This is a genomic window from Rhizobium sp. SG2393 (genome assembly GCF_042610495.1).
Taxonomy (GTDB): Bacteria; Pseudomonadota; Alphaproteobacteria; order Rhizobiales; family Rhizobiaceae; genus RU20A.
The window spans coordinates 965,587-984,750 of record NZ_JBHGAP010000001.1; the positions used below are offsets into that span (position 1 = coordinate 965,587).

Genomic DNA, 19,164 nt, shown 5'->3' on the forward strand with positions numbered 1-19,164 from the left:
GCTTATGATGAAGGCATTCGGCTGCAGGAGACAGGTATGCGCTTCAAACATCCCGTAGGACGGACAGGTCTTCGACCATCGCGTCTTTCGCATCTCCCACACGGATGCACGCGCCACCGCAGCGAGCGCGCGCCTCGCCCGGCACGCACACGGCCGGACATGAAAAACCCGGCACCGTTTCCGGCACCGGGTTTCGTCGTAGCGTTGATGGATGCCAGCTTACAGCTTGCCGCCGCGCTGCTGGATCATCATGAACGTGTCGTAATTGTATTCGGCGATCTGCGCATTGAGGTAATACTCGCCACGGAATGCCTTGATGGACTCCCAGATCTTCTTGAAGGTCGGGTTCTTGGCTTCCATGTCCGCATAGACCTGGTTGGCCGCATCGAAACAGGCCGACAGGATTTCCGGCGAGAACGGGCTCAGCTTGGCGCCGGCAGCCACCAGACGCTTGATCGCCGGCGGGTTCAGCCAGTCGTACTTCTGCAGCATGTTGGCGTCAGCCGCCTGGCAGGCCGTGCGCAACAGCGACTGGTAAGCCTTCGGCAGGCCGTCGAAGGCCGCCTTGTTGAACATGGCATGCACCGTCGGACCACCTTCCCACCAGCCGGGATAGTAGTAGTAGGGCGCGACCTTGTAGAAGCCGAGCTTTTCGTCGTCATAGGGGCCGACCCATTCGGCCGCGTCGATCGTGCCCTTTTCGAGGGACGGATAGATGTCGCCGCCGGCGATCTGCTGCGGCACGACGCCGAGCTTTTCGACGACCTTGCCGGCAAAGCCGCCGATACGCATCTTCAGGCCCTGCATGTCCGCGACGGTCTTGATTTCCTTGCGGAACCAGCCGCCCATCTGCACGCCGGTATTGCCACCGGGGAAGCCGACGAGGCCCTGGGTCGCCAGGAACTCGTTGAACATGTCGATGCCGCCGCCATGATACTGCCAGGCGTTATGGCCGCGCGCGTTGAGCGCAAACGGCACGGCCGCGCCGAGCGCCCAGACCGGATCCTTGCCCCAGTAGTAGTAGGACACCGTATGGCAGGCCTCGACCGTTCCGGCAGCCGCCGCATCGGCCGCCTGCAGGCCGGGCACGATTTCGCCGGCCGCGAAGACCTGGATCTGGAAATTGCCGTCGGTGGCTTCCGAGACATATTTGGAGATGACCTCGGCGCCGCCATAGATCGTGTCGAGCGATTTGGGGAACGACGAAGTCAGGCGCCAGTTCACCTTCGGGGTGCTCTGGGCAATGGCCGGCGCAGCCAGCGTCGAAGCGGCCGCAGCCCCCAATCCGCCGAGGCTTGCACGCTTGATGAATAGACGGCGATCCATGTTTCCTCCCTTGATCCGCCAGGACTTTCCCCCACCGGGAAAGACGCGCCCCATGCTCCCACAGGGGACGCAGCAACCTGTTGCAGCCAGTTCTAAAATACCAGCACCCTGCCACCGTTACATAACGGAGGAGTTGTGTCCAGCGCGGGCAGAATGGCCTATTTTCGACTTTTGTCTAATGCTCCGGCCTCGGGGCAAAATCCCGCTTCACCCTTTATCTCCCTTAGACCCGTACCGTCTTTGCGCTAGGCTTTCGGCATGACGACAATTCCTCCAGGACCGAAGCGCGATCCGGCGGCAGAAGACCGCACGAGCCCGTCAACGCGCTCGCGGCCCACCCTGAAATCGATTGCAGACCTCACCGGGCTCGGCGTCACCACGGTCTCCCGCGCCTTGAAGGATGCCCCCGATATCGGCATGGACACCAAGGCGCGCGTGCGGCAGGTTGCGCGCGACCTTGGCTACCATCCAAACCGCGCCGGCCTTCGGCTCCGCACCGGAAAGACCTTCGTCATCAGCCTCGTCATGTCGCTGGAAGACGAGGTCATGGGCGCCACGAGCCCCGTCGTGCTCGGCATATCCGAGGTGCTTGCCGCGACGCCCTACCACCTGATGGTCTCCCCCTACAAGCAGACCGAAGACCCCCTCGTCCCGGTTCGCCACATCCTCGAGACGGGAGCGGCCGATGGCCTCATCCTCTCGCGCACGCAGCCGGACGACCCGCGCGTGCGCCTGCTGCTGGAGCACGACTTTCCCTTCGCGACCCATGGCCGTACCGAAATGGGCGTCGAGCATCCGTTCCACGATTTCGACAATGAGGCATTCGCCTTCGAGGCAGTCCGGCGGCTTGCCGGGCGGGGCCGGCGCCACGTCCTGCTCCTGCCGCCGCCGTCCCATCTCACCTATTTCACGCACCTCAAAAGCGGCTTCGAAAAGGGCCTCGCGGCGTTCGGCCTCACCGGCGCAATCATGGAGGACATGAACTCCGACGATTCGCTGGAGACGATCCGTGACCGATCAGCCGTGATGCTTCGCAAACACGGTGCCCCCGATGCCCTCATCTCCTCGGCCTCATCCAGCACAACGGCGCTCGTCGCCGCTCTCGACCTCGCCGGCTTGCGTCTGGGTACTGATGTCGATGTGGTCAGCAAGGTCGGCAACGACGTGCTGCGCTGGCTGCGCCCCGACCTCATCACCATCCACGAGGACTTCCGCCTTGCGGGCCGCGAACTTGCCCGCGCCGTCCTGGCGCGTATTGACGGGGAAAATGCCGATGCCTTGCAATCCCTCAGCACCGTCTGAAGAGCCGCCGCGCCCCTCGAAACAAAAACGGGGCCGCCAGAAATGGCGACCCCGCAATAACAAGCACCGCTGGCGGAAAGGCTCAGCCGCCCAGCCCGCTGCCCCAGGGACCGTGATGGCTGTCGGCGCCATCCACGCGGTCGAAGCCATGCGCGCCGAAGAAGTCGCGCTGCGCCTGGATGATGTTGGCCGTGCCGCGGCCGCGGCGGTAGCTGTCGAAATAGCCGAGCGCCGAGGCGAGCGCCGGAACCGGCAGTCCGCCGAGCGCCGCCGCCGAAACCACCCGGCGCAACGCACCATCGGTTTCCTTCACCAGACCCGCAAAGGCCGGCGTCACGATAAGGTTGGCAGCATCGGGCGCCTTGGTGAAGGCCGAGGTGATCTCGTCGAGGAACTGCGAGCGGATGATGCAGCCGGCGCGCCAGATACGGGCGATCGTCGGCATCGGGAGGTTCCAGCCGAATTCCTTCGAGGCACCCGCCATCACGGCAAAGCCCTGCGCATAGGCACCGATCTTGCCGGCCAGCAGCGCGTCTTCCAGATCCTTGAGGAACGCCGCCTTGTCGGTGACGGCAAGCGGCGCGACGGCGGGAAGACCGAGAACCTTTTCAGCCGCCTCGCGCTCTTCCTTCATGGAGGAGATCGAACGCGCCGCAACGGCCGCCTCGATGCCCGTGGCCGGAATGCCCATGGTCTGCGCCTCGATCGCCGACCACTTGCCGGTGCCCTTCTGGCCGGCCTTGTCGAGGATCATGTCGACGATCGGCTTGCCGGTGATCGGGTCGGCGACGTGGAGAACCTTTTCGGTGATCTCGATCAGGTAGGATTCGAGACGCCCCTTGTTCCAGGTGCCGAAGACCTGGCCGATCTCGTCGGCGCTCATCTTCAGGCCGTCGCGCAGGATGCCGTAGATTTCAGCGATCATCTGCATGTCGGCATATTCGATGCCGTTGTGGATCGTCTTGACGAAATGGCCGGCGCCGTTTTCGCCGAGCCAGGCCACGCAGGGCTCGTCATTGTACTTGGCGGCGATCGAGGTCAGCACCTTCTCCACGCGCTTCCAGGACTCTTCCGTCCCGCCCACCATGATAGAAGGACCATGGCGCGCGCCCTCCTCGCCCCCGGAAACGCCCATGCCGATGAAGGTGAGCCCGGAATCCTTCAGCGCATCGAAACGGCGCATCGTGTCGCGGAAATTGGCATTGCCGGCATCGATCATGATGTCGCCGGCCGAGAGATACGGCTTGAGCAGCGCCATCTGCTGGTCGACCGGGTCGCCGGCCTTGATCATGATGATGATCGGCCGCGGCGGACGGATGGCCGCCACAAATTCTTCAATGGTCTCGCAGCCGATCACCTGATCGCTGAGCGCGCCAGCCTCCTGCACGAATTCGCGGGTGCGTTCGACCGTCCGGTTGAAAACGGCGATCTTGTTGCCCTTCTCGGCAATGTTGAGCGCCAGATTTGCGCCCATCACGCCAAGTCCGATAAGCCCGATTTCCGCCTGTGCCACGTGTAAGCCTCCGTTTGACTTTTGTCGCGCGTGTTGTGGCACCTGAATCGATTTGGGACAAGGCATGTTTACGGGAAATCAGAGCCTTGGCCGATCGTCCTGATCATCCAGCACCCGCCAGCTCGCCCCCTCGAGATCGTCATACTGGCCGCTCTTCAACGACCACAGGAAGGCAAAGAGCCCGAGGCCGCCGAGAAAAAGCGCGACCGGAATCAGATAGACCAGCGTGTTCATGCGACGCGCTCCCCGCCAAGCGGAATGCCGGCGCTATCGGCATTGCGCAGGTCGCGCCGAAGACCGCCCTGCCCCTTGAGCCGCAGCGCATTGACGACGACCACGAGCGAGGAGGTCGACATGGCGATGGCGGCCACGAGCGGCGTCGCATAGCCGAGAATGGCGATCGGAACGGCGATGACATTGTAGCCGATGGCCAGCGCGAAATTCTGGCGGATCAGCCGGCCCGCCCGTTGCGAGACCGCGATGGCCAGCGGCACGGCGCCGAGATCCTGATGCATGAAGACGAAATCCGCCGCCTGCCGGCCGACATCGGCCGCCGTCGCCGGCGCCATGGACACATGCGCGGCACTGAGAGCCGGCGCATCGTTGATGCCGTCGCCGACCATCAGCACGTGGTGACCGTGGCGGCTCGCCTCCTCGATCGTCCCGCTCTTGCCGCGTGGGGAAAGCCCCGCAAACCACCGCTCGATGCGAAGGCGCCGCGCCAGCTCCGCCACCACGGGCTGCCGGTCGCCGGAAAGGATGGCAAGGTCGAGCCCGCGGTCCCTCAGCGCATCCACCGCCTTGGCCACGCCCGGTCGCATCTGGTCCTCGAAACGGAACACCGCCGCCACCGTGCCGTTCCTCGACAGCACCGCCTCCGAGAACGCCCCGGCGTCGGGCTGCTCGGAGCCGCCGGCAAAGGCGCGGCTGCCGAGCCGCCAGACAGCACCGTCGATCTCGGCCTCCATGCCGCCGCCCGGAATCTCCCGGAGCGTTTCGAGCGACCGGACCGGTGCGCCGGCCGCCGCATGCAGCGCCATCGACAAGGGATGGCGCGAGCCGGCCGCCAGACTGGCAGCCCGCATCATCACGTCCGGCGTCACCGCGTTGCCATTGACGAGGCGCGGCTTGCCGATCGTCAGCGTACCGGTCTTGTCGAAGAGCACGGTGTCGATTTCGGCCAGCCGCTCCATGGCCGAGCCATCCTTGACCATGACGCCCCCCTCGAAGAGCCGTCCGGCCGCAACCACCTGCACCACGGGAACGGCAAGGCCGAGCGCACAGGGGCAGGTGATGATGAGAACCGCAACGGCAATCAGCATCGCATGCTGCACGTCGCCCTCGACCAGCATCCAGCCGATGAAGGAAAGCAGCGCCAGGAGATGCACGGCCGGGGAGTAATAGCGCGCCGCCCGGTCGGCGATGCGGCGGTAGCGGGCGCGTCCGCCCTCGGCCGCTTCCATGAGCGTGATCACGTCGGCAAGGAAAGAATCGCGCGCCGATGCGGTCGCGACAAGCGTCAGCGCGCCCGTCAGGTTCAGCGTACCCCCCTGCACCGCCACGCCGGCCTTGACCGGCACCGGCGCGCTCTCGCCGTTGACCAGCGAGCAGTCGAGATCACTTGCTCCCGTCAGGACGGTTCCATCGACAGGAATGCGGTCACCGGCCGCAACCAGAATGCGATCTCCCGGACGAATGTCGGCCGTCGCGCGGTATTCGCGCGCGCCGTCATCACGTTCCACCATGGCGCAGCGCGGCATCAGCCGCGCCAGACCGCTGATCGCCGACCGTGCCCGCCCCCGCATCAGATGGTCGAGCGTACGGCCGATGAGCAGGAAGAACAGCAGCGTGACGGAGGCATCGAACCAGGCATGCGCACCGTGGTGGATCGTCTCGTAGAGCGACATGCAATAGGAGAGCGTCACGGCCAGCGCGATCGGCACATCCATGTTGGTGCGGCCATGCCTGAGCGCCCGGAAGGCGGAGAGGTAGAAGAAGCGCCCCGCATAGATCAGCGCCGGTCCGGCGATCATCGCCGAGATCCAGTGGAAGAGATCGCGCGTGGCATGATCGGCACCCGACCACACCGACACCGACAGCAGCATGATGTTGGCCGCCGCAAAACCCGAGACGGCGACAGCGCGGATCAACCCCTGCAGCTCCCGGTCGGTCTCCTCCTCGCCCGGCGTGAAGAGGTGCACGGCATAGCCCGTGCCGGCAAGGGGGGCCAGGATGGCACGCGGATCGACCGGCCCGCCCTCGCCCGCCTCGCGAAACACGACGCTGAGACGCCGCGTGGAGAGATTGACGCGGGCGCTCAGAAGATCTGCCTGCCCCGCAAGCGCGCCCTCGAGCGTCGTGATACAGGTGCCGCAATGCACGCCCGGCACGCTGAGGTCGATCTGGCGGCAGCCGTTGCCGAGCGGGCGGCTGGCAAGCAGCAGTTCCTCCGATGGCGGTAGCTCACCGCCCGCGCCGGCCATGTCGAGGGCCGCTTCCGTCCCCGGTGCGCAGCAGCTCATGGCCGGCCTCCCGTCACAACGAGCCGTACCGCCTCCCGGTAAAGCCGGCGGGTCTTGCCCTGTGCATCCGTGCCGGTCGTGTCGATGTCGGCGATCCACTGGCCGGGCTTGATGGCGAGCGTCGCCGTATAGGTTCCGTCCCCCTTCGGCGTCAGGTCAAAGATCAGATCCTCGTGGCTTTCCACGGGCCGGCGGAACGCGGCCTGTACGCGCGCAACACCGGCAAGCGGCGTGCCGTCGGCCGCAAGCAGCCGGTAGGTGACCGATCCGCTGTCGGCCGCAAGCGTCGTGCGGATGCCGCTCGCCGTCAGCGCCCGGGCCTCCGCCGCCTTCTCGTTGAATTCCTGGCTTGCGACATAGGAATTTTCGACGACGAGGCCGCTCCAGGTGGAGGTCGCATACCAGGCCATCAGCAGGTTGACGGAGATCACCGTGCCGAAGAATGCGATGAGGATCGCCAGCATGTGCCAGCCGGTAAAGACCTTCTCGCGCGGTTCAACCATGCTTTTCGCCATCATTCTTCTCCCGGTGCGTTGAAATGGGCGTTGTAGATTTCCCGCTCGTGGCTGGCTGTGTCCTCGGCGATGAAGCGCAGACCCGCATCATCGTCGTCCACGTCGGACAGCGCGTCCTTCGGCAGTGTCACGAAGACCTTGAGCGTCGTCACCCTGTCGGGGCTGACGGGCACCGCGAAACTGCGGCCATCGCCCGGTGCCTGACCGGCGATCCGCATCACCGCACCCGGCAGGCCCTCCATGGACAGCGTGATGACACGCTCCTCGGGGATCATGTTCAGGAGCTTCACGACATAGCCGTTGCGCACCGAACCATCGGATTCGAGCACGAATTGCGGGTTGCGGTCGTGAAGCACGTTGAGCTCCAGCCGGTCGCGCGACAAAAGCGCCATGAGCAGACCCACGCCGACCAGCGTCCAGACCCCCATGTAGAGAAGCGTGCGTGGCCGGAAGATCACGTGCCAGTCGAAATGCCGGAGCTTTTCGGTAAACGCGCCGCTCGCGTCCCGCACCCGCGTCGGGTCGATCGCCCCATCGGCGCCGCGCGCCAGTGCCATGTTGGCCTCGTAGTCGCTGAGCGTCGCATAGGAGATCAGCCCGCGCTCGCGGCCGATCTTGTCCATCACGCCATCGCAGGCATCAATGCACAGCGCACAGGTGATGCATTCCAGCTGCTGGCCGTCGCGAATGTCGATGCCCATGGGACAGACGACGACGCAGGCATTGCAATCCACGCAGTCGCCGACGGAGGCACCGGCCGCGATCGCCTTCTTGGCATGCTTGGTGCGCGGCTCGCCCCGCCAGTCATTGTAGGTGACAACCAGCGAATTCTCGTCGAGCATGGCCGCCTGGATGCGCGGCCAGGGGCACATATAGGTGCAGACCTGCTCGCGCATGAGACCGCCGAAGACATAGGTCGTCGCCGTCAGGATGGCGATGGTGATGTAGGCGACCGGCGCGGCGGCGCCCGTCAGCACATTGAGAAGCAATGTCGGCGCATCCGCGAAGTAGAAGATCCAGGCACCGCCGGTCGCAACCCCGATCAGCAGCCAGATCGCATGCTTGCTCGCCCGCTTCCACAGCTTGTCGATGCTCCAGGGCGCCGCATCGAGCTTGATGCGGGCATTGCGGTCACCCTCGATAAAGCGTTCGACCACCAGGAAGAGATCGACCCAGACCGTCTGCGGACAGGCATAGCCGCACCAGGCGCGACCAACGGCGGAGGTGACAAGGAACAGTCCGAACCCCGCCATGACGAGCAGGCCGGCGACGAAGAAGAACTCCTGCGGCCAGATCTCAATGAAGAAGAAATAGAAGCGACGCCCGGCGAGATCGATCAGAACGGCCTGATCCGGCGCATAAGGACCACGATCCCAGCGGATCCAGGGCGTCAGGTAATAGATGCCGAGCGTGACCAGCATTACCAGCCACTTGAACTGCCGAAACCGTCCGCTGGCGCGCTTGGGAAAGATCTTCCTGCGCTTCTCGTAAAGCGGCTTGCGCAGCTTTGCCGAATTGACCGGCTGCGCATCGTGGCGCTCGACATCGACGGTTTCGAGATCGGGGGCGGTGTAGAGATTCATCGGGCATGTCCTCGTGGTGACAGCCTTCTCCCATGCACCTCCGCCGGACACCTTGACTTAAGTCAATCTGCGGCATTGTGGCGCTTGCGCGGGCATGGTAGGAATGAGAACAAAACAGGATCAGACTTGCGGGAGAAGCCGATGCCCAGCGCAGAAACCACCACGCGTCCGCCACGCGACAACCGGATCGACTACGTGGAATTCAACGTCACCGATATCGCCCGCTCGAAGGCTTTCTACGGGAGCGCATTCGGCTGGCAGTTTGTGGATTACGGGCCGGCCTATTGCGAATTCCGCGACGGGCGCCTGGCCGGCGGCTTGACGACCACGGCACCGGTGCGTGCAAGCGGTGGTCCCCTCGTCATTCTCTACGCCGACGATATCGAAGCCGCGGAAGCCAGGGTGACGGCGGCCGGCGGCACGATCAGCCAGCCGATCTTCACCTTCCCCGGCGGCCGGCGCTTCCATTTCACCGATTCGGACGGCTACGAACTCGCCGTCTGGACGGAGAACGCCGGACCGCCGTCCGCCTGAGAACGGACATACCCCCTCGCGGCGGGCATCTCATATCGCGGCGGACAGGCAAAAAGGCCACGCAGGTCTCCCCGCGTGGCCTCGCCTCTCCCCGGCCCGGTATGAGCGCTTGGAGCGCTGTCCGATCTGACAGGATCAGATCGGCGCTCTAAGCCCGCTTTTTTAAAGCATAATCTTGTCGATCCTCGTTTCACTCGGGTCGGATTATGCTCTATTCGCCGCCGCCCAGCGAATGCACGAAGACGGCGAGTTCCTTGACGGTCGTATCGCCGAGGCGGGCCTGCCAGGCCGGCATCACGCCGTGCTTGGGTGCGCGCATCTGCGCGATGATCGCCGCCTCGCCCTTGCCCTTCAGCCAGATGGCGTCCGACAGGTTCGGCGCGCCTACATCCCGGTTGCCCCTGGCGTCCTCGCCATGGCAGGCCGCGCAATTGTCGGCGAAGATCTGCTTGCCGGGTCCGACAAGCGCCGCATCAGACGGCGTGTCCGACAGGCTGACCACATAGGCCGCCGCCTGCTTCATCTGCTCGGGCGTCAGCAAGTCGGCAAAGGACGGCATTTCCGAGACACGAGTATCGGGGTCCTGCGTGTAGCGGATGCCGTGCAGGATCGTCGTGTAGATCTGCTCAGCCGAGCCGCCCCACAGCCAGTCGTCGTCGTTGAGGTTGGGATAGCCCGGCCCACCCGCCGCCCCCGTGCCATGGCACTGGGCGCAGTTGACCTTGAAGGCGGAGGCACCCGCGGCAATCGCGAACTGGCTGAGCTGCGGATCGGCAACGATCTGATCGACGCTGGCAGCGGCGATCTTCTCGATGAACCCGGCCTGCGCCATCTTGGCATCGGCGAGTTCGGTGGCAACCTCGGCGCGGCTGGAATAGCCGAGAAGCCCCTTGGTGGATCCCGTCAGCAGCGGGATCGAGGGATAGGCGATCGCATAGCCGATGGCCCACAGGATGGTGAGGTAGAAGGTCCAGACCCACCAGCGCGGCATCGGATTGTTCAGTTCGCGAATGCCGTCCCATTCATGGCCGGTGGTCTCGACGCCACTCAGTTCGTCCACATGTTTCTCGGCCATGATCAATCCTCCTTCAGAGGGATTTCGGCGGCGCTGGCGGCTTCCTTTCCGCCGCCGGGACGCAGGGTGAAGAGGATGACGCCCGCAAAGAACAGCGTCATGGCGAGCAGCCCCCAGCTGTCGGCGAAATGCCGCATGGCAGTGTAGGTTTCCATCGGGGTGCTCCTTACCGGTAGCCGGTTGCGGGATCGTAGGTGGAGAAATCGACCAGCGTGCCGAGCATCTGCAGATAGGCCACGAGTGCATCCATCTCCGTCAACCGCTTCGGATTGCCGTCGAAATCGGCGATCTTCACCTTGGGATAGCGGGCCTCGAGCCCGGTCGTATCCGCGTTCGGATCGACCTGTGCCTTGAGATCGGCCTCGGCATTGTCGATCATCGCATGGTCATAGGGCACGCCGACATCGGCATTGGCCTTCAGGTTCGCCGCCAGATTTTCGACCTTGAGATCGGTCGTCGCCAGGAAGCTGTAGCCCGGCATGATCGATTCCGGCACGACCGAGCGCGGCTCGGTCAGGTGCTGCACGTGCCATTCGTCCGAATAGCGGCCGCCGACACGGGCGAGATCCGGCCCGGTGCGCTTCGACCCCCACTGGAAGGGATGGTCGTACATGGACTCAGCCGCAAGGCTGTAGTGGCCGTAGCGCTCCACCTCGTCGCGGAACGGACGGATCATCTGGCTGTGGCAGACATAACAGCCTTCGCGGATGTAGATGTTGCGGCCCTCCAGCTCCAGCGGCGTGTAGGGCCGCATGCCTTCCACCTTCTCGATCGTGTTCTCGAGGTAGAAGAGCGGTGCGATCTCCACGATGCCGCCGATGGAGACGACGAGCAGCGAGCCGACCAGGAGGAGCGTCGCGTTGCGCTCCAGGATCGCGTGTTTGTCGAGAATGGACATGGGTCATGCCCTCCTATTCTGCCGGCTGAAGGACAGGCTGGGCGCCCGGAATGGGGGCTTCCTGCCGTTCGTGGCCGAGGATGGTCATCAGGATGTTCCAGGCCATGATCAGCCCGCCGGCGAGATACATGGCGCCGCCCACCGCACGCAGCACGTAGTAGGGATGCAGCGCCGCCACCGATTCCGCGAAGGAGTAGACGAGGAAGCCCTGGTCATCATATTCGCGCCACATCAGGCCCTGCTGGATACCGGCCACCCACATGACGGCGGCGTAGACGACGATGCCGAGCGTGGCGAGCCAGAAGTGCCAGTTGACGAGACGCAGGCTGTAGAGGCGCTGGCGGTTCCACAGTTTCGGCGTGAGGTAGTAGACCGCGCCGAAGGTGATCATGCCGACCCAGCCGAGCGCACCGGAATGCACGTGGCCGATGGTCCAGTCCGTATAGTGGCTGAGCGAGTTGACCGCCTTGATCGACATCATCGGCCCCTCGAAGGTCGACATGCCGTAGAAGGCGACGGCCATGACCATCATGCGGATGATCGGGTCGGTACGGATCTTGTCCCAGGCGCCCGAAAGCGTCATCAGGCCGTTGATCATGCCGCCCCAGGAGGGCATCCACAGCATGATCGAAAACACCATGCCGAGCGTCTGCGCCCAGTCCGGCAGGGCCGTATAGTGCAGATGGTGCGGACCGGCCCAGATATACATGAAGATCAGCGCCCAGAAGTGGATGATCGACAGGCGGTAGGAATAGACCGGGCGGTTGGCCTGCTTGGGGATGAAGTAGTACATCATGCCGAGGAAGCCGGCCGTCAGGAAGAAGCCCACGGCATTGTGCCCGTACCACCACTGGGTCAGCGCATCCTGCACGCCGGAGAAGACCGAATAGCTCTTCACGCCGAGGAAAGAGACCGGCACCGCCAGATTGTTGACGATGTGCAGCATGGCGATCGTCACGATGAAGGCGAGGTAGAACCAGTTGGCCACATAAATATGCGGCTCCTTGCGCAGGATGATCGTGCCGAGAAAGGCGAGGAGATAGGCGACCCAGACAACCGTCAGCCACAGGTCAACATACCATTCCGGCTCCGCATATTCGCGCCCCTGCGTGATGCCGAGCAGATAGCCCGTGGCGGCCATGACGATGAAGAGCTGGTAGCCCCAGAACACGAACCAGCCGAGCGTGTCGCCGCCGAAGAGGCGGGCGCGGGAGGTGCGCTGCACAACGTAGAAGGAGGTTGCGATGAGAGCATTGCCACCGAAGGCGAAGATGACCGCCGAGGTGTGCAGCGGGCGCATGCGGCCGAAATTGAAGAACGGCTCGATGTTGAGATCGGGATAGGCGAGCTGCAGCGCCACGACGACGCCGACCAGAAAGCCGACCACGCCCCAGAAGGTGGTGGCGATGACGCCATACTTGACCACCGTATCGAAATATTCCGTGCGGTTGCCGGCGCTGGCCGCAGCCGGCGCAAAGCTGATGCGGCGCAACAGGAGGACCGTCGCGACCAGCAGCGTGAAGAACAGGACCCACATATGGGCCTGGAAAAGCGAGTCCTGCGCAAACCCGGCGCCCAGCAATGCCAGGAACGCGCCGATGCCCACGAAGGCGGTTTCGGTACTGTATTTCATCGTTGGTCCCCCAACTGATTTCGCGGATTGCCCGGGCTTGCCGCCTTGATGCGGCTCCCCTCTTCGGCTGGGTGAGACTTGTCAGATCGGGGGGGAAGCGACCTTGATCCAGATCAAGGCCTGAAGGACCTCGGTGGCAGACAATGAACACCTGAGATTGGGCCATTTGCCGCACCCGCGGCTGGAGCGGAGGATATGCCGTGGCAAGCTTCAACACGCCGCACGGGGCGTCACGCGAACCTGATGCCGCCGTCCGTACACACCTGCCAGAGAGCAGCGAAGGTTTCGCCGAGAGCCTGCTGAGGCTGGAGGACATCCATCGCGAAAAGCTGGCGGTCTGCGACCAGCTGGAGGCAATCGCCGACAGCCTTCCTGCCGAGATCAACCGGCAGCGCTGCCTCTATGCGGCCAAAGCGATCGCCCAGATCGTCCGACAGGCCCATCGTTTCGAGGAAACAACTGTATTTCCGGCGATCTCAGCCCGCTTTCCCGGCGCGCCGAACCTCGCCGACACGCTGCGTCGCCTGCAATTCGAGCATTGTGAGGATGAGGGTTTCGCCGACGAGCTGTCCGACGCATTGCACAGGCTTGCAGCTGGCGATCCCCGCGTTCATCCCGAAACGATCGGATACATGCTGCGCGGATTCTTCACCACTGTGCGGCGCCATATCGCCTTCGAACGCGAGCACTTGATCGGGGCAACACGCGGACTGGCAAACTCTCAGTCCTGAGACCCTGCGCCCCGTCGTCCGACGAACCGCATTGGGAAGCTGAACTCGACCGCCTCAGGCGGCGATCGAACGACGGCGGTCGGCAGTCTCTTGCAGGATAAGGATGGCGCCGATCAGCTTGCCGGGACCTGCGTAGCACGGCGTCATCCTGCATCGCACCACAACCGTGCGGTTCCCGCTCGTCTTGGTGAAGGTGTAATCGACCGTCTCGCCTGCAAAGCAGGCATCAAGCTTTTCCTTCACCCGCAACTCGAAACGCTGGATACCCACGAACTCCACGATGTGACGTCCGATCAGGTCCATCGGGCGCTGATCAAGATATGCGGCATTGGCAGGGTTGGAGTAGAGATACCGGTAATCGGTCGTGACGACAGCGATCCGGTCAGGCATGGCATCGAGGATGGCCTCGTTGAGATAGGTTTCCTGCGACAGCGGGTTCGGCTGGAAAATTTCCGGCAGCCGCATCCCGTAGCGTCCCCTCGAAATCGCATCCTCATCGAAGTAGCGGTCCGCGAGCTGCGATAGGAGTTCACTGTTGCGCGTCACACAGGCGAAATCCTGCGCCTCGACCTTAGTGAGCGCGGTAAAGAACTCGAACTGGATTCTTGCATCGTCGAAGCCATCTGCTTCGATCTCGTGAATGGCGTGCAGCAGGTCATCCAGCTCACGATCAAGGCTATCGACCAGTGCATCGTTGGATGATTCGATGGCCTGCTGTAGCTGTGCGTGCTTCAGCCAGAAACGATCAACGAGATCCCTCAAGCGCTCCCCCCAAACAGAAACCGCGGCTGCAGGTCCAAAAACAGGAACCGCCAAGAATATCAAGATGCTGCTGGTCGGCAACAGGTGGCGGCAGTCTTCGGACTCTGCCTTCGAAGCCCCACCATCTTTCCGAGCCTGATTCGAATTTGCAATCTGTAATCGAAATCCGAGGTCAGGTCGTCAGTATAATCGGCTATCGGCAAAAAACAAATTCGTAAGTTATCGGTACCTGTGTCGAACGACGTAAATTCTGTCGCACTCACAGAGAGCGCTTGATGTTCCACCGGTCGTGATACCAAAGCCACTGGCCGGGATATTCACGCACCCAGCTTTCGACCTTGTCGTTCAGTACCTGCGCCGTCGCATTTACATCCACGCGGCCATCGGGCTTGCGAGGAATGGCAATTGCCGGCTCCAGTTCCAACCTGTAGCGATTGTTGGGAAGACGTATGCAGCGAGCCGGAAAAACGTCGCACTCGAACTGGCGCACCAGCTTGGCAAGCAATGGATTTGTCTGCACATCGCGCCCGAAGAATTTCGTCTTCACGCCCTTGTGGAACTTCTGATCAACAAGAACGCCGACCCCTCCGCCCTTCTCCAGCTGACGCGCCAGAGTGAAAGAAGATCCCGCATGGGAAGGAACCAGCCGGCCCATGCGCTTCTTCCGAAAATCGAAAATCTTCTTTGCGATATAGGGATTGTTCGGTGGGCGAAAGAGCACGGTCACGTCCAGCCCAAAGGCCGATGCGGCGACCGGCAACAGCTCGAAATTCCCCGAATGCGCGGTAAACACGATGAAAGGTCGCGGATTGGCGCGCAGATCGAGAAAGCTCTCTATACCCGACACTTCGATCCGGCCCGGCGTCGCCCTGTCCGGGTCGAAGTCGAAAAGCGTGTCGAGAAAAACATACTCCGCAGCCATCCGGCCGATATTGCCCCAGCTTTCGAGCGCGATCGCCTCCAGCTCGGCCTCGGACTTCTCCGGATAGGCATTGCGCAGATTGGTGAACGTCAGCCTGTGGCGCGACGTGAGTTTCGGGCCGAGCCAGCGCGCGAATCGATCGGCAAACCGGATCGCCGGATCGGCCGGAAAGAGCTTCATCACGGTAAGTGGAAGAAACGCCACCTGGGCGTTGAACCACTGGCGGGCATGCTCCGCCGACAGCACCAGCCGGGTGATCAGCATCCTCATCGGCGTCAGTCGAGCCTCAGCACGATCTTGCCAAACACCTGCCGACCCTCCATGCGCTCCAGAGCCCGGTCGATATCCGAGAAGGTCACTTCCGTATCGATAACGGGATGCACGAGGCCGCGCGCCATCTTCTGCATGGCATTCGCCATGTTCTCCATGCGGCAGCCGAAGGAGCCGAAGAGCTTCAGTTGCTGCTGGAACAGCATCATCAGGTTCATCTCGGTGGAGACGCCCGAGGTCGAGCCGCAGGTCACCAGACGCCCACCGCGCTTCATCACGAGCATGGACCCCGCCCAAGTATCCTTGCCGACATGTTCGAAGACGACGTCGACGCCCTTTTTCTTCGTCAACTTGCGCACCACGCCTTCGAAGCGATCGGTGCGGTAGTTGATGACGTGGTCGGCACCGAGCGCCCTGGCCTTCTCGATCTTGTCATCCGAGCCGACGGTCGTGATGACGGTGCAGCCGATCTTCTTGGCAAGCTGGATCGCCGCCGTGCCGATGCCGGAACCGCCGGCATGCACGAGAATGGTCTCGCCGGGCTCGAGCCTGGCATTGTCAAAAAGCATGTGCTCGACCGTGCCGAAGGTCACCGGCGCCAGTGCGGCCGCCACGGCGTCCACGCCGGGCGGGGCGGGAACGAGCAGGCGTGCCGGCAGGTTCACCTTCTCCTGCGCGAAGCCGTCGAGGTGAAAGCCGTGCACCCCGCCCACATGTTCGCATAGATTGTCGCGACCCTCGCGGCACGCACGGCAAAGGCCGCAGGTGCGCGCGCCGTAGATGGAAACGAGCTGGCCGGGAAGAACGTTGGCAACGCCCGGACCGATCTGGTCCACCACGCCGGAGGCTTCCGCGCCGATCACGAGCGGCATCTTGCGCTTGGCAAAGGCCATGCCGCGCCAGCCCCACACGTCGATGTGGTTCAGCGCCACGGCCTTGACCCGCAGCGTCACCTCGCCCGGACCCGGCGCATCCGGCTCCGGCAGGTCGGTGATTTCAAGCTTGCGGTCGTCGATGAGCTGCAATGCGCGCATGGTCTTGTCCTTGTTTCAGTCGTCCGGTCTCGGCTGGCCGCTTCAGGCCGGCTCGCGCGTCATGACGAGGCTGGCATTCTGGCCGCCGAAGCCGAAGGAGTTCGACAGCACGGCCGAAACGCTCGCTTCGCGCTTCACATTCGGCACGACATCGAGTTCGATGGCCGGGTCCGGGTTCTGGTAGTTGATCGTCGGCGGCAGCGTGCCGGTCAGCATGGTCTGCAGCGAGAACACCGCCTCGACCGCTCCGGCCGCCGTCAGCGTATGGCCGATCATCGACTTGTTGGAGGAGACGGGAATCGCCTTAAGCTGTTCGCCGAAGACCGAGAGCATCGCCCCATATTCCATCTTGTCGTTTTCAGGCGTCGAGGTGCCGTGGGCGTTGATATAGCCGATCGCATCCTCGTTGATGCCGGCATCCTCCAGCGCCGCGCGGATCGTCGCGATCGCGGGGCCGCCATCCGGCGAGGAGCGCGTGCGGTGGAAACTGTCGGCCTTCTCGCCGCAGCCTTTCAGGATGCCGAGCACTGTCGCGCCGCGCGCCAGCGCCGATTCCAGCGATTCGAGAACGAGCGTCGCTGCCCCTTCCGCGATCACGAAGCCGTCGCGATCCTTGGTGAAGGGCTTGGAGGCCTTTTCCGGCGGGTCGTTCTGGGTGGAGAGCGCCGAGAGCAGCGAAAAGCGGATCAGCGCTTCGGCGCTCACGGAACCATCGGTCGCGACCGTCAGCGCCCGCTCCGCCCGTCCTTGGCGGATCGCCTCGACGCCGAGCTGGATGGCGGTTGCACCGGACGCACAGGCGGTCGACAGCGTCACCGGGAGACCCCGCGTGCCGAAGCGATCGGCCAGCCGCTCAGAGATGGCGCCGAACAGGACCGCCTCGTGGAACACGGGATCGGGCCGCTCGCGCAACGCCGCGAGGAAACGGTTATAGGCGTCCCCGGGCTTCTCCGAGGGTTTGGACCGGTCGGCAAGCGCAAAGCGTGCCTCCCATTCCGGCTCGATGGGCGGCGCCGCGAGAAACAGCGGGCCACCAAAATCACCGGACAGTCCCGCCTGCGCCAGCGCCTCAATGGTCGTCTCGCGCGCCATGGCATAGGAGCGCTCGACGGCATTTTCCGCCGGTAGATCAATGAAATCGACCGTACCGCAGATGCGGGTGGAAAGACCATCGGTGGGGAACCGCGTTATCCGGTGGATGCCGGAAACGCCGCCGGTCAGCGCCGCCCAGTTATCGGCAAGCCCCTGCCCCAGCGAGGTGATCACGCCCATGCCGGTGACGGCGACGATCGGGCGTCCCTGATGATCGGTGAACTTCGTGCTCATCGCGTGTTATCCCCGTTGCGGCGCGGAAAGGACGGCGACACCTTCGCCGCGGGCATGGCCGACCGTGGTGACAATCGCCGTCTCGAGACGGCCCGAGGCCGGCTTCTCCGAGGGATCGAAAGCCGGTGCCGGCGCGCCGTTCGAAAGAGAAAGTGCGGCAAGCGCAAGCCCGAGCGGAAAATGCGCCTCCAGCCCGTGGCCCACCAGACCACCATAGGCCCGCATCGGCAGACCGGGAAAGCGCTGGCGCAGGAAGTCGCGCTCGCGGCCAGCCAGTTCCGGAAACCCGGTCGTACCGCTATAGATCATCGATGTCTCGGCCGACGGTGTGCCGGCAGGCGCGGTGAGGCAGTCGAGACGCTTTTCGAAGCGCCCCTCCTCGCGATTGCCGCGATCGCCACCCACCGCATCGATCGTCGCGTGGATGCGTGCGCCGCGCGCCTCGGCATGCGCCCGCGATTCAAGCACCAGAAAGGCGCCGACGGAACCGAGGATCATGCCGCCGCCGTTCTCCTCGCGGCTGCGCGACCAGATCGGTGCCCAGGCTCCGAGCGCATGCCCCTGGATCGCCTCGATGAGGAGGATCATGTCGAGACGCTCGGCCGAGAAGGCCCCGCCCACCAGCGTGTGGGTGGACTGGCCGGCCTTGATGCGGGCGTAAGCCGTCTCGATGGCGGAAATGCCGGCGGCTTCCTCGCCCATGAAGGTGCGCGAGGAGCCGGTGACCTTGTGGACGATCGAGATATTGCCGGCCAGGAGGTTGGAAAGCTGCGCAAGGAACAGTGTCGGGCGAAGCTCGGTCGTCAGCTTCTCGTTCAGCAACTGCTCGCGGTCGTTTCGCTTCAGCGCTTCGTCCACGATCATCGAATCGACGGCGATATCGCGCTCGCCCCCGCCGGCCGCAACGATCATGTCCATGCTGCCGCAGGCGGCCAGATCCTCCTTGAGGCCGGCATCCTGGAGCGCCAGGCCGGCAGAGAAGACGCCGAGGCGCTGCCAGTTTTCCATCTGCCGCTGGTCGCCCTTCTTGGGTATCTGTTGCGACCAGTCGATGGCCGGCAGCGGATGCACGGGATAGGGCGCGAACTTTTCGGCCTCGACATGGACGGCGGGCGCGCTCGCCGACGACAGAAGCGCGGCATGCGCTTCCGCCCCCACACCGAGCGAGGTGACGATCCCGACACCGGTGATGACGACGTCGTTGGCTGCGCTCATGGG

18 protein-coding genes are annotated in these 19,164 nt (G+C 63.9%); 3 read left to right on the forward strand and 15 right to left on the reverse strand.

Features of this window, described 5'->3' with window-relative positions; all coding sequences use genetic code 11:
* Positions 1 to 219: 219 nt before the first annotated feature.
* Entirely contained in the window at positions 220 to 1,326 is a 1,107-nt protein-coding gene (locus ACED18_RS04595; RefSeq protein ID WP_377289432.1) for a TRAP transporter substrate-binding protein, read from the reverse strand.
* Between the two features lie 258 nt (positions 1,327 to 1,584).
* Between ACED18_RS04595 and ACED18_RS04600 the strand changes: the two genes are divergently transcribed.
* Positions 1,585 to 2,628 carry a LacI family transcriptional regulator gene (locus ACED18_RS04600; protein ID WP_377289434.1) on the forward strand — a complete coding sequence of 348 codons (1,044 nt, stop codon included), beginning with the start codon at positions 1,585 to 1,587 and terminating at the stop codon, positions 2,626 to 2,628.
* 82 nt (positions 2,629 to 2,710) lie between these two features.
* Here the strand turns inward: ACED18_RS04600 and gndA are convergent, their stop codons facing one another.
* The 5 genes from gndA to ccoG form a co-directional block, all read right to left on the reverse strand.
* Positions 2,711 to 4,141: an NADP-dependent phosphogluconate dehydrogenase gene (gene gndA, locus ACED18_RS04605; protein ID WP_377289436.1), complete on the reverse strand. Its 1,431-nt coding sequence runs from the start codon at positions 4,139 to 4,141 to the stop codon at positions 2,711 to 2,713.
* A 78-nt stretch (positions 4,142 to 4,219) separates the two neighbouring features.
* Positions 4,220 to 4,375 carry a cbb3-type cytochrome oxidase assembly protein CcoS gene (gene ccoS / locus ACED18_RS04610; protein WP_377289438.1) on the reverse strand — a complete coding sequence of 52 codons (156 nt, stop codon included), beginning with the start codon at positions 4,373 to 4,375 and terminating at the stop codon, positions 4,220 to 4,222.
* Complete coding sequence (locus ACED18_RS04615) at positions 4,372 to 6,663, reverse strand: cation-translocating P-type ATPase (protein ID WP_377289440.1); 2,292 nt, start codon at positions 6,661 to 6,663, stop codon at positions 4,372 to 4,374. Before ACED18_RS04615 ends, ccoS begins: the two co-directional genes overlap by 4 nt.
* Complete coding sequence (locus ACED18_RS04620; RefSeq protein ID WP_377289442.1) at positions 6,660 to 7,178, reverse strand: FixH family protein; 519 nt, start codon at positions 7,176 to 7,178, stop codon at positions 6,660 to 6,662. The genes ACED18_RS04615 and ACED18_RS04620 overlap by 4 nt, the downstream gene beginning before the upstream one ends.
* Positions 7,178 to 8,761 (reverse strand): cytochrome c oxidase accessory protein CcoG, encoded by a 1,584-nt coding sequence (gene ccoG, locus ACED18_RS04625; protein WP_377289444.1) that lies wholly within the window; start codon positions 8,759 to 8,761, stop codon positions 7,178 to 7,180. Before ccoG ends, ACED18_RS04620 begins: the two co-directional genes overlap by 1 nt.
* Positions 8,762 to 8,902: 141 nt before the next feature.
* On the opposite strand from ccoG, the gene ACED18_RS04630 reads away from it, so the two are divergent.
* Positions 8,903 to 9,295: a VOC family protein gene (locus ACED18_RS04630; RefSeq protein ID WP_377289446.1), complete on the forward strand. Its 393-nt coding sequence runs from the start codon at positions 8,903 to 8,905 to the stop codon at positions 9,293 to 9,295.
* A 211-nt stretch (positions 9,296 to 9,506) separates the two neighbouring features.
* Here ACED18_RS04630 and ccoP read toward each other — a convergent pair whose 3' ends face one another.
* The 4 genes from ccoP to ccoN are packed head-to-tail and all read right to left on the reverse strand — an operon-like array spanning position 9,507 to position 12,901.
* The gene (gene ccoP / locus ACED18_RS04635) at positions 9,507 to 10,370 is read right to left on the reverse strand and encodes a cytochrome-c oxidase, cbb3-type subunit III (RefSeq protein ID WP_377289448.1); all 864 of its coding nucleotides are present in this window, start codon (positions 10,368 to 10,370) and stop codon (positions 9,507 to 9,509) included.
* 2 nt (positions 10,371 to 10,372) lie between these two features.
* Positions 10,373 to 10,525: a cbb3-type cytochrome c oxidase subunit 3 gene (locus ACED18_RS04640; protein ID WP_377289450.1), complete on the reverse strand. Its 153-nt coding sequence runs from the start codon at positions 10,523 to 10,525 to the stop codon at positions 10,373 to 10,375.
* Between the two features lie 11 nt (positions 10,526 to 10,536).
* Entirely contained in the window at positions 10,537 to 11,268 is a 732-nt protein-coding gene (gene ccoO, locus ACED18_RS04645; RefSeq protein ID WP_377289452.1) for a cytochrome-c oxidase, cbb3-type subunit II, read from the reverse strand.
* A gap of 13 nt (positions 11,269 to 11,281) precedes the next feature.
* Positions 11,282 to 12,901: a cytochrome-c oxidase, cbb3-type subunit I gene (gene ccoN / locus ACED18_RS04650; RefSeq protein WP_377289454.1), complete on the reverse strand. Its 1,620-nt coding sequence runs from the start codon at positions 12,899 to 12,901 to the stop codon at positions 11,282 to 11,284.
* 200 nt (positions 12,902 to 13,101) lie between these two features.
* Here ccoN and ACED18_RS04655 point away from each other — a divergent pair, with 200 nt between their 5' ends.
* Positions 13,102 to 13,632: a hemerythrin domain-containing protein gene (locus ACED18_RS04655; RefSeq protein ID WP_377289456.1), complete on the forward strand. Its 531-nt coding sequence runs from the start codon at positions 13,102 to 13,104 to the stop codon at positions 13,630 to 13,632.
* Positions 13,633 to 13,686: 54 nt separating this feature from the next.
* Here ACED18_RS04655 and ACED18_RS04660 read toward each other — a convergent pair whose 3' ends face one another.
* From ACED18_RS04660 to ACED18_RS04680, 5 genes are all read right to left on the reverse strand, one after another.
* Entirely contained in the window at positions 13,687 to 14,394 is a 708-nt protein-coding gene (locus ACED18_RS04660; protein ID WP_377289458.1) for a PAS domain-containing protein, read from the reverse strand.
* A 259-nt stretch (positions 14,395 to 14,653) separates the two neighbouring features.
* Entirely contained in the window at positions 14,654 to 15,580 is a 927-nt protein-coding gene (locus tag ACED18_RS04665; protein WP_377289461.1) for a lipid A biosynthesis lauroyl acyltransferase, read from the reverse strand.
* 11 nt (positions 15,581 to 15,591) lie between these two features.
* Positions 15,592 to 16,620, reverse strand: coding sequence for a zinc-binding dehydrogenase (locus tag ACED18_RS04670; RefSeq protein ID WP_377289463.1), 1,029 nt, complete (start codon positions 16,618 to 16,620; stop codon positions 15,592 to 15,594).
* 42 nt (positions 16,621 to 16,662) lie between these two features.
* Entirely contained in the window at positions 16,663 to 17,946 is a 1,284-nt protein-coding gene (locus tag ACED18_RS04675; protein ID WP_377289465.1) for a beta-ketoacyl-ACP synthase, read from the reverse strand.
* A 6-nt stretch (positions 17,947 to 17,952) separates the two neighbouring features.
* On the reverse strand, positions 17,953 to 19,161 hold the full coding sequence (locus ACED18_RS04680) for a beta-ketoacyl-ACP synthase (protein WP_377289467.1): 1,209 nt from the start codon (positions 19,159 to 19,161) through the stop codon (positions 17,953 to 17,955).
* Between the last annotated feature and the right edge of the window lie 3 nt (positions 19,162 to 19,164).